This window comes from Bythopirellula polymerisocia, from assembly GCF_007860015.1.
Lineage (GTDB): Bacteria > Planctomycetota > Planctomycetia > Pirellulales > Lacipirellulaceae > Bythopirellula > Bythopirellula polymerisocia.
Genome location: NZ_SJPS01000002.1, coordinates 97705 through 108861, shown reverse-complemented (window position 1 = coordinate 108861; position 11157 = coordinate 97705). Strand labels below are relative to the sequence as shown.

The window sequence follows — 11157 nt, the reverse complement described above, 5'->3', positions numbered from 1 at the left end:
ACTAATTGGCGGCGCTTTCCGAACCGTCTTCCGAAGTGGATTCGGCAATCGAGGCTGTCGGAGAGGTATCGGGTATGATTTCTACCTTCGCGCCTTTGGGTGTGAATACCATCGCAGTGGTCGCGAGCCACTTTCCTTTAGGGATAGCAGACCCAGGGACAATGACGTGCTTCGCATCGGACCAGATCGATTCTACAGAAAGGGGCAAAAGTGTCCTCTCTGTTTGGTCAACCAAGACGATCTTGTCTAATTGGCGAACTGCACCCCGCGGCAATGCGATAACGTCCTGCAAAACGGTTCCTTCGATCGCAGCGACGACTGGCTGCCCGATACGCAGCGGCGGATGGTTCGACTCCCGTCCAAAGGGATCATCAATGCGCGCAATGGCAAAAAGTTCGCGAGAGTTTTCGTCGAGGACACCTTCGGTGCGAACTAACTTTGCTCGCCACGTGACGCCGGAAGCTTCGTTGATGGCATCCTGCAAGATCACTTCGACGGGTGAATCGTCTGCAAACTCAGGTAGATTAAGATACTGAAGCTGCCGGCCGGATATTGGTAGTCTCACCTCCGCAAAATCAACCGAGAAGATCTCTCCTAAAGGTGAGTTAGGGCTTGTCATTTGTCCCAAACCGACTGATTTTGCTTGAACGCGACCGTCAAACGGTGCCAACACTTTGGTGCGTTTGAGGTCGAGCTTTGCTTGCTCCACTTGCGTTGCTGCCAGTTCTGCATCCGCCTCGGCTTGTTCTCGTGTAGCCGACGCTACTTCAACTTCCGCTTGGGAGACAGCATTCGATTTGATGAGTCGCAGCTTCCGTTCTTCGTTCAAGACGGCCAACTTTAAGGCCGATTTGGCAGCCGAAAGTCGCGACTCGGCGATGGAAAGTGCTGTGGCATAGTTTTGTTCGTCGATTTCAATAAGCGTTTCTCCCTTTGAGAAATAAGCTCCCGTCTCGAAGGACGGGCTTACCTTTGTCACGGCGCCTGCAATTTCGGCAGCCAAGGTAACTTGATTGTGCGCCTGCACGACTCCGTGAGTCTTGATAACGACCGGATAGTCGATCACCTCGAGTTCTTCAACTTTGGTACGGAGGGTTCGCTCATCCGCTGCGGGAGCTGGCTTTTCCTCAATCTGCACAGATAGTTTCGAGAAACCAATCCAACCACCGGCGAGGATTGCGCAAGGCAAGGCCGCGCGCAGGAGCAGACCGCCAGTTTGCCGCATTGTTCCGCTGGATGTCGCCATAAGAAATTAAATGAATTGATCGAGCCGGGGGGAGTTGCTCTGGTAAGCCAGCCACTGCCAAATGACCTTGAATTGGCAATTATACCCGGTCTTACGTCCCTCCGCTCCCCATCTTGGAGCCCATTTGCATTTCAATTGTGGTGAATTCAACCAAAATCGCCACGCCAAGCAGCAGTTTTGCCAATAAGGACAAAGCTCGTGGGAAGCCACTTTGAGTAGCGGAAATCCACGGACTCTCGAATCTACCTCCCGGCAATCCTTGGCGACTTTAACAATTCTGGCGGCAGAATAGATGTTTATTTGAGCTTAAAGTTAAGCTTTTCCGCCCCCGGCAACCAATCTGTACAGTTGATGCCGGAAATAACGAAGAATCTGAAGATGAGGAGTATTCCGAATGTAAAGGGTAGCGGTGCGTCCATGCGCACAAGCAAATGCAAATCGATCACGTCATTTTCACGTCAAAAGGCAGTCAACGTAGACGAGCCCGCCTCTATTGGTCGGTTGCGTGGATGACGCTGTTGTTCGCTGGTTGTACCAGTACCAGAAATTGGATTTCCAATGGATTCAAGGTGGGACCAGAGTACTGCACCCCTGGTGCCAGAATCTCCCAGGATTGGATCGATGCCGACGATCGACGCGTCATTAATGACCCGGTAGATCACGCAGCGTGGTGGACCACGTTTAACGACCCTGTGTTGAATCAATTGGTTGCTGAAGCCTATCGCCAAAACCTTACGCTAAGCGAGGCGGGAGCGCGTATTATGGAAGCGCGTGCCCTGCGAGCTATTGCCATCGGGACTGTCTTCCCTCAGCAACAGGACGTTACGGCGCGGTATTCCCACAACTTGGCAAGCGGAACTGGCTTCGACCGTCACTTTAGCATCTGGACCGGTCAATTCAACCTAGCCTGGGAAGTCGATTTCTGGGGCCGGTTCCGCCGCGCTGTTGAGGCAGCGGACGCCGATCTTGATGCGACCATCTTCAACTATGGCGACGTAGTCGTGACGCTGGTGGCTGATGTCGCTGCGACTTACATCGATATCCGAACCTTGCAAGTGCGTTTGGAGCTTGTCAAACGAAATGTGCAAATCCAGCGGAACACATACGATCTGACAGCGACTCGCTTCCAGGGAGGTGAGACGAGCGAGATTGATGTGCAACAGGCCAAGTCCAGTCTCGCGCAAACTGAGGGATTTGTTCCCCAACTGGAGATCGCTCTGCGGCAGGCGCAAAACCAGCTGTGCGTATTGCTCGGCATGCCCCCAGAAGACCTCGCTCAACGGCTTGGCGAAGGTGAGATTCCTGATGTGGAACCGAACATTGCCCTCGGCATTCCCGCCGAGACATTACTCAGAAGACCAGATGTCCGCCGCGCCGAGAGAGAATTGGCAGCGCAAAGCGAGCTGATTGGCATCGCCGAATCGGAACTGTACCCTCACATCAGCCTCACAGGCAACGTTGGCGTAACCGCGAATCAATTCGGCGACCTGTTCCGCGACGGTTCTTCTTTCGGATCTGTCGGCCCGATCTTCCGCTGGAACATCCTCAATTATGGTCGCATTCTTGGAAACGTTCGCGTCCAGGAAGCAAGGTTCCGGCAATTGCTTGCACGCTACCGGCAATCGGTACTCGTGGCGAACCTTGAGGCCGAAAATGCCATCGTCGAGTTTCTCAAATCACAAGAGCGATTTAAGTGGCAACTTGAGGCAGCCGAGGCAGCCGACAAGACGAACGACTTGATTACGCTGCAACTGGATGAAGGAGAAGTCGATTTCAATCGCGTGTTCAACGTGCAGAATTTCAAGACACAGCAAGAAGAAAATGCTGCCGTGGCCAAGGGCGAGGTTGCGCAAAGTGTGATAGCAATATATCGTTCACTGGGTGGGGGTTGGCCCTCTCCATTCTTAGGCGAGGCAATCCTCGAGTTTCACTCAGACGACAAACCAGAAGTTGCAGAAGAGGGCGAACCTCTGTTGGAAGAACTGCCAGCCCCGGACGATTTGCCAGAACTCCCCGCTGCTCTTGCACCCAAGCAGTAAGAACAAAAGTTTGCTTGCCTCTTCATAGCTGTCGTGCAACGCTCGACCGTTTCTCTCACAAGTGACACCTCTCCGCATGCCGGGCAGCCACCCTGGCCGTCAGTTGGAATCACAGGCTAGAAGCCCGCTCCACGTAGCTAGATTGCCAATCAGCACCCGAATCCCTTATCCTGAAGGAAGAATACAAAGACTATGCTCTTCCCCACATTCTAAAACGCGCCAGCAAGCAATGACCAACATACCCATTCTCATTCAGGCCTACTCAGCAGGCGCGCAGCTACTCCGCGATGCGGTGCGACCCACTTCCAACGCCGACTTAGACGCCAGACCCATCGAGGGGAAATGGTCTATTCGTGAGCTCGTGTGCCATCTTGCCGATTCAGAAATCGTCTACGCTGATCGTATGAAACGAGTCCTCGCTGAACAGGCCCCCACTTTCTTTGACGCCAATCCCAATTTGTTCGTCCCCGCGCTGCATTGCTCCCAACGCCAGTTGAAAACTGAAATAGCCGTAATTGAAACAATCCGAGCCCACATGCTCCCCATCCTCCAGTCCTGCGACTCGAGCGACTTCCATCGAACCGGCGTCCACTCTACCGATGGCAATGTAACACTCCAAACTCTTCTCGAACGCATCGTAGCCCACATCCCCCATCACATTGCATTCATCGAAGAGAAACTAGCCCTCCTAAAACCATAGATACTCGCCGAACTCTTTATCTTCGCTCATGCCTACCCAAGCTAAACTGTGAGGAATCCCATCGTGAAACTCTTGACCTTTATATTGCTCATCGTTCTGGCCAATTCGCTTCCTCTGCGCGCTTCGGAACCTCCCAACATCATTTTCATTCTTGCAGACGACTTGGGATATGGCGATTTGGGATGTTTTGGTCAGAAAAACTTTCAGACACCCCATCTAGACCAACTGGCGAGTGAGGGGATGCGTCTAACGAACCACTATGCTGGGTGCACTGTCTGTGCTCCATCACGTGGATGTTTGCATACGGGTTTACACACCGGGCATAGTTATCAACGTTTCAACGGCAAAATTGAATTGCGTCCCGACCCCCAAGATATCACTGTAGCACGCCTGCTAAAGTCTGCCGGCTATCACACGGCCTTGATTGGTAAGAGTGGACTCTCTGGCAACACAGCCAATGGCAAACTGCCGAATAAGAAAGGATTCGACCATTTCTTTGGGTATACCAGCCATGCTGCAGCCCACCGATACTATCCAGAGTGGCTGTGGCGCAATGGCGAGAAAATCACTTATCCTACGAACCACGGCAAAGAAGGCGGAGAGTACTCCGGGGATCTATTTTTGGCAGAGGCGCTCGACTATATCGAACAACATCGCGAGGGTCCGTTTTATCTCCATCTCTCTTTGCAGCAGCCTCATGCCGACTTGAGCGTGCCGCAAGAGTGGAAACAACCGTTCCTGGGTAAGTTTGAAGAAGTCCCCTTTAAAGGTGATCACTATCGCTCCGAGCAGCACCCCAAAGCAACCTTCGCAGGGATGGTGACTTACTTGGATCATTCCGTGGGACAAGTGATCGCCAAATTGAAAGAACTCGACATCGATAACAACACGCTTGTCATTTTCTCGAGCGACAATGGCCCCATGAGCGAAGGAGGTTGGCACAAGAACTATTTTGATTCAGACGGTCCTTTAAAAGGTGGCAAGCGAGATTTCTATGAAGGAGGAATCAGGGTCCCCACGATTGCCTGGTGGCCTGGAGCGATTGAAGCAGCCTCTGAATCAAACCACATCTCTGCTTTTTGGGACTTCTTGCCTACTGCTTGTGAACTGGCAGATGTAGCAACACCTCCTGGTCTGGATGGCATCAGCTATTTGCCGACTTTGCTTGGCCAACCGCAACCCGAACATAAATACTTGTACTGGGAGTTCTACGAACAGGGCGGCAAGCAAGCCGTCCGTTGGGGCAATTGGAAAGGCATCCGCCTGAACGTGAGTGCCGACCCCAACGGCCCCCTGGAAGTCTATGATCTTGAGAACGATCTGGCAGAGACCACAAATGTTGCTGATGCCAACCCCGACATCGCCAATCAACTCGCGAAGTTCATGGAAGAAGCACACGTTGACTCGGGATTGATCAGCTTCAAAAAGAAAAAATGATTTCTGATGATTGTCACCCCCTTTTGTTTCCTCTTACGCATTCAAAAACTTCGCCATGATCCTTCGCCACATTTTCTTCTTTCTAGGAATCGGGATTTACATCACATCGCTCACGGCATTGGCCGTCGGCGATGAGTCATCTCAGACGATCGTTGAATCTCCTGATGGCCGCAGCGCGATTCAGTTACACGCCAGTGGTGACGCGAAAAAGCCTTTGCAATACTCGATCATTCGCGACGGCAGGCCGCTCTTTGGTCCCTCTCCTTTGGGGCTGGTACTCAAATCCTCCGGCCCGCTCTCTGTCGGCGCAAAGCTCGACGCAGTGTCGCAAACCCATTGCGACGGGAGTTTTTCACTTCCGTGGGGTAAGACGAAATCGGTCATAGATCTTTACAACCAAGCCGAAGTGACAATCACCAGTGGCAACGGGATCCGCTGGAGTCTCGAGCTACGGGCATACAACGATGGCGTCGCCTTCCGCACGATCATTCCCTCACAAGATGCCTTATCAACCATTGAGATCCGTGGCGAAGCGACCGAATTCGCACCCGCCGGCAATCCAACGGCGCATTTCATGCCGCTCGAAAGTTTTACCTCCTCACACGAAGCCCTATACCAGCAGAAACCTCTTGCGGAATTGCCTGCTGAGACACTCTTCGATGTCCCACTCTTGTTGGTCTGGCCGAACGGCCAGGCGGCGGCGATTGCTGAGGCCGCCCTCTGGAATTATGCCGGCCTGTATCTGGAAAAGTCGGTCGATGAAATTCCCGGAGCGCTGTCGGTCAGGCTATCACCGCTGCCGGACCGCGAGAATCTCTGTGTCGTCGGCAAAGCCCCGCTTACCAGTCCGTGGCGCGTCGTGCAACTTGGAGACCATGCAGGCGAATTGATCGAAAGCAATTTACTCTTGTGTCTCAACGACCCTGCCAGTGAGGAATTGGGAGATTTCGCCTGGGCTTTACCTGGCAAAACGTCATTTCACTGGTGGGCCGATGAGTTTGAGAAAGACTATCAGCTCCCTTCCGATTCGACCGAATATCTGGAGCGGCATAAGCACTACATCGACTTCTGCGCGGAAAACAACATCGCCTATCACGCTGTCTCCGGAAATGGCCTTTCCTGGTACGTGCAGTCGTCGACCGACTACGGCAAGCCATCTGAAGATGCGGATGTCCGCCAGCCACGCCCAGGCATGCATTTGCCAGAGATTCTCGCCTATGCCAAAGAGCGCGGCGTAGGCATACGTCTCTGGGTGCATTGGCAACCGTTGAGCAAGAACCTTGAAGAAGCATTTACACTCTACCAGAACTGGGGAGTCCAAGGATTGATGGTCGACTTCCTCGACCGCGACGATCAAGAGATGGTCGACTTTACCGAGCAAATGATGGAGAGTGCCGCCCGCCACAAACTTCATATTCAGATCCACGGTTCCACGCACTACAGCGGCGAACAGCGGACCTTCCCAAACCTGTTCAATCGTGAAGGGGTATTAAATCTGGAGTACGTCAAGTGGAGCGATTTGTGGTCACCGGATCACACGGTCAACGTCGCATACACGCGTGCCCTGGCCGGTCCGGTGGATTATCACTCAGGCGGATTTCACTCTGTTGCGCGCTCCGAGTTCGAACCGCAATACTCAAACCCGGTGGTCCTAGGCACCCGCTGCCACCATTTGGCCACTTATGTGATATTCGAGAATCCCATGCCCATGGTCGCCGACAAGCCTTCCCGCTACGAGGGCCAAGCCGGTTTCGATTTTATCGTTGAAGTACCCACTACTTGGGACGAAACTCGCTTCGTCGCCGGCGAGCCCGGCGAGTATCTCGTACTAGCTCGCCGCAGTGGCGACACGTGGTATCTGGGCGGCATCACCGATTGGACCAGCCGTAAGTTAGAAGTCGCACTCGATTTCCTCGGCGACCGAACCTACGAAGCCCACCTCTACGTCGACGGCTCCCTGAAAGAAAACGAGCCGAACGCAATCACAGAAAAGCATCTTCCGGTCACCAGTGCGACTCCGCTCAAAGTTTCTCTTGCCCCCGGCGGCGGCTTTGTGGCAGTGCTCCGACCCAGATAGCATCAACCGCTATGAATCAGCACACAACATCCCAGTGGTACTCAGAGTCGAAATAAAAAAACACCTCAAGCGACTCTCGACCCTCATGGTTTTGGCTCAAGACATCATGGCCAACAGAGGTCGGCCCAGAACGATGACCCCCACCACGGCCGCACTGAGAGAGGCGGCTAAAACTGCACCGCTCGCGATATCCAGCGCATCGCGGATTTCCTGGTGTTCGGCTTGAGTGATTGCTCGGGCTAGGCGTTCAATGGCTGTATTGCACAACTCGGCTGTGATCACACCGGCTATGGAGAGCACCAGCAGACACCATTCGAGCCGCGAGATCCCGAGTTGCAGGCCGGTCATCAGAACGATCGCCGTGACAAATAAATGGACAAAGAAACTCACCTCGGCCCGCACCGCGACCTTGATTCCGCGAAAGGCATTGCCGAACTTTTGCAGCCAACTCCCCGACCGACGCGGGTCGGGAGCCGCTGCTTCATCGATTTCTGTTTCGTCATGCATCATTCGAGTCCAAACGCTCCTGCGGGGGGAACCTCGATCCCCGTGCGGCTGGTGAGGCTAAGCTTCGGCAAGAACCGTGGTTCGACCATGAACTGAAATCCAAAGTTATCTTGCCCTGTATTGGAATTGACTCCCGCGGTCACCAACAACGATTCGCCGATCCGCGTTGTCGAAAGGCTCTGTCCGATGTTACCCGTGTCGCTGAAGTCCATAGAGACACCCGCCGACGTGATCCACTTAGGACTCAGTCGATAATTGAAGCTGGCCAGGAGAGCGTTGCTCTCGATCGGCCCAGTGATCGAACGTACCCCTAGGTAGGTATTTCCCCGTGTGGGTCGATTGATGATCACGCCTCCAGCAATGGTGCGCAGCCCTTGCCCAAAGAAGTCGGCAGCCCCATCAGAGACGACCGTGAACCGATCCCCCAGATGCCAACGCAGATAGTAGTCAAACAAGCCGAAGTCCTGGCCAAAGTTGTCCCGATTGGCGTCGGGAAAGTAAGTGATATTCGAGTCGATCGTGAGCCAATCGATGATATGTTGTCGACCGGGACCGCCACGTTTGGTCTGCCATCGATGCCGCATCCCCGTTCGCACGGCCATCAGATCGTCAGCAATTTCGGTGGTGGGCGACGTGACCCATCCTTGGATGCCGGAACGAAATGCCCAGAAGCGAGCATCGGTCTTGTTGCCAGAAATCGTGGGAGTGAGCGCCGTTCCGTACAACCGACGATCCATTTCGATTATCGAGATGTCGTCCAGCGGATCGTACAGCGGCAATTCAGTGAAGTCGCGATTCGCATCGGCATAGGATGCTTCGACATCGAACACTACCTTATGAGACAAGCCATTGAGATTGAACAAGGTGTCACGGACGTTGGGATACACGGCCCAAAAAGGCACACTGGCTCGCACGCCTGTCTGGAAGTACGCCCGTTGCAAGCGATCCCCGGTGAAATCCTCGCCCCATTGGGCCAACTCACCAAGTGCGTAAGGTACGACTTTTACTCCTCCCACGCTAAATGGCAAATCAAGTTCCTGTCGTGTGACGAGTCGCTCTCCTTCGAGCGTGCCGGTGGCTTCCCAAGGCAGGCCGGGGATCACTTGTGATGCGAGCGTCGGATTCGTCGGAGGATCGTAGTAATTCAACTTGGCATAAGCGGCCTGGGAATGCTCGAACCACGTCAGATGATCCCCCAGTAGGGATTCACCAAGCCAATAGTGATCAGCACGTGGGAGCCATTCCGTCTCGGTGAAAAAGTCGTTCACCTGGACGTTCCCCTCAATCGAGAATGTCCGGTTGTCCACCAGACGTTTAGCCCGCAGACCCGAGGTCGGAATCGGATTCTCGTCCCACTCTTGTTCGTAGTATTCCTCCAGGAACGTTCGATCGCTGAGCCAACCCGTTCCGCCAGTGATGTCCCAACCACTGTTTAGGCGTTGACGATGTTGGCCAAACAAGCGGAATCGATAATCTTCTTCGGGGACTATGTCTCTCCTTCCAAATCCAAGGTTGTCAGATCCATTGTCAGAGATTCCCCAGAAATCATACGCTCCTTCGGCAGGCCCTTCGAATCCAAATAATTCATTGCGTTCGTAAGAGAAGTCGGTCCCGTAGCCAATTCCTCGCTTACTGAGATAGTCGAGGCTCAGTCCCCAATCGGTTCCAGCGGGTGCGTTGCGAATTCCGAAGAGTTGATAGGCATTAAAATCAACCATCGTTTGAAATCCAAACACCCGATCGTTGCCGAAGCTGATGTTGTCGATGAAGAAACTTGGTTTGCTCAGATCGGTTGCAATCGTGGGCCAGTAAAAGACGGGTATTCCACTCACATAGACGAAGTTCCCATTGCTTTCAGCCAACTGGCGATGTTCGGTGGTGACACTCCCAGTGCGAGGATCGAAGGACTGGGTTTGCAAGTCCTGGAACGTGATCTCCTCAGCACCAAAGGCATAGCTCGGTTCCTCTAGGCGGCTGGTGGTCACGAGGGCATCTGTGGCAGTGAAGCGGGCTTCGTCGAGTTGTCGAATCGCCGCCGCTCTCAAACGTACCAGGCCTTGGTATTCGAAACCTTCCGTCTGGGGAAGCGGAGTGAGCAATTCGGCATTGAGGATCACACCAACCTGCCGGCGCACGTCGTAGAACATGCGGTCCGCGTATACTACGCGATCCCCCTGGCGGAATTCGATGTTGCCCTCCATGTATATTTCAAGTGGCGTGTCTTGGTCCTGCGTCGATTGTCCGCCGTATCTCAGGTCTCCACCTGCGGTCCAGATCACTGCTCGATCGGTCGTAAGATCGATCGTTCCTACTGGGCCGAATGCTGCTGGAACCGAACTGCTAGAGAGTCCCTCGACCAAAACGCGGATACCACCAGAGGCGACAATTGCACTTTCTCCGTTCGAGAGTTTTCTAGATTCGATATCGGGGAGTACATCGCTACGCCCAAAAATTTCGACCCGCCGCATCCCCGAGGCGCTAGGAGGAACCAACACCGCCGGAGGCACGAATTCGGTGTACTGCGCCATCAGCAATTGCTCCTGACGTGCAGGATCGAACTGTACGAGTCCCCGCTGATAAATCTGCGGGGGGGCATTGGTGTACGGAACCGCCTGGGGCAACTTCATCTTCAGCGAAGCAGTAGTTTCCAATCGCTTAAACCAAGTGGGTAAGTTTTGCCGAGTTGACGCATTCCGCGAGGATATATTTTCTGTCGGGTCATCGACAACAACGTTCCCATCTGCTCCAGACTCAAAATAGGCGACCACTTTGGTAGCTCCAAGCTGTGCCTGGCTGCTGTCTATCCATAGCACGGCTTCCGGAGCGCGGGCATAGGTGAGCCCCTGGTTGATGTAGCAGTTACCGCGCAGATGCCAGACTTCGTAGTTTCCCTGTTGCCAATGACAACACCAATCGGCGGCAATTGTGACCGGTTCCGTGCTGACGCTGACAGCATGCTCAGCAGCTGAAGATACAGCAAGTATCGTGGGTGATAAACTTGCCAGAATGCAGGTAAAGAGAAAGACGAACCGCACCACTCGCGCGCAGAGCGAAACTGTCCGCTGAAGGCGGAGGAACTGCGAGCAACGCATTGTCGTGCGCGCGGTGTTCAGAGAGTTCTTCTTCCTGGCGTCGTGCTCGAGGGCTGGCT

Annotated in this window: 7 protein-coding genes; 4 read left to right on the top strand and 3 right to left on the bottom strand. The window is 53.9% G+C overall.

The genetic code is table 11. The features are described 5' to 3' along the window. Position 1 precedes the first annotated feature (1 nt). Positions 2-1246, bottom strand: coding sequence for an efflux RND transporter periplasmic adaptor subunit (locus Pla144_RS06655; RefSeq protein ID WP_231936230.1), 1245 nt, complete (start codon positions 1244-1246; stop codon positions 2-4). Positions 1247-1677: 431 nt separating this feature from the next. Between Pla144_RS06655 and Pla144_RS06650 the strand changes: the two genes are divergently transcribed. The 4 genes from Pla144_RS06650 (at position 1678) to Pla144_RS06635 (ending at position 7499) form a co-directional block, all read left to right on the top strand. Further along, entirely contained in the window at positions 1678-3285 is a 1608-nt protein-coding gene (locus Pla144_RS06650; protein WP_146449265.1) for an efflux transporter outer membrane subunit, read from the top strand. Between the two features lie 229 nt (positions 3286-3514). After that, the gene (locus Pla144_RS06645; RefSeq protein ID WP_197530443.1) at positions 3515-3985 is read left to right on the top strand and encodes a DinB family protein; all 471 of its coding nucleotides are present in this window, start codon (positions 3515-3517) and stop codon (positions 3983-3985) included. A gap of 63 nt (positions 3986-4048) precedes the next feature. Then, positions 4049-5422, top strand: a complete 1374-nt coding sequence (locus tag Pla144_RS06640; RefSeq protein WP_231936229.1) for an arylsulfatase — start codon at positions 4049-4051, stop codon at positions 5420-5422. Positions 5423-5477: 55 nt separating this feature from the next. After that, on the top strand, positions 5478-7499 hold the full coding sequence (locus tag Pla144_RS06635; protein ID WP_146449258.1) for a glycoside hydrolase family 97 protein: 2022 nt from the start codon (positions 5478-5480) through the stop codon (positions 7497-7499). A gap of 96 nt (positions 7500-7595) precedes the next feature. Here the strand turns inward: Pla144_RS06635 and Pla144_RS06630 are convergent, their stop codons facing one another. Then, positions 7596-8009, bottom strand: coding sequence for a diacylglycerol kinase family protein (locus Pla144_RS06630; protein ID WP_146449256.1), 414 nt, complete (start codon positions 8007-8009; stop codon positions 7596-7598). After that, on the bottom strand, positions 8006-11041 hold the full coding sequence (locus tag Pla144_RS06625; protein ID WP_197530442.1) for an LPS-assembly protein LptD: 3036 nt from the start codon (positions 11039-11041) through the stop codon (positions 8006-8008). Before Pla144_RS06625 ends, Pla144_RS06630 begins: the two co-directional genes overlap by 4 nt. Positions 11042-11157 lie beyond the last annotated feature (116 nt).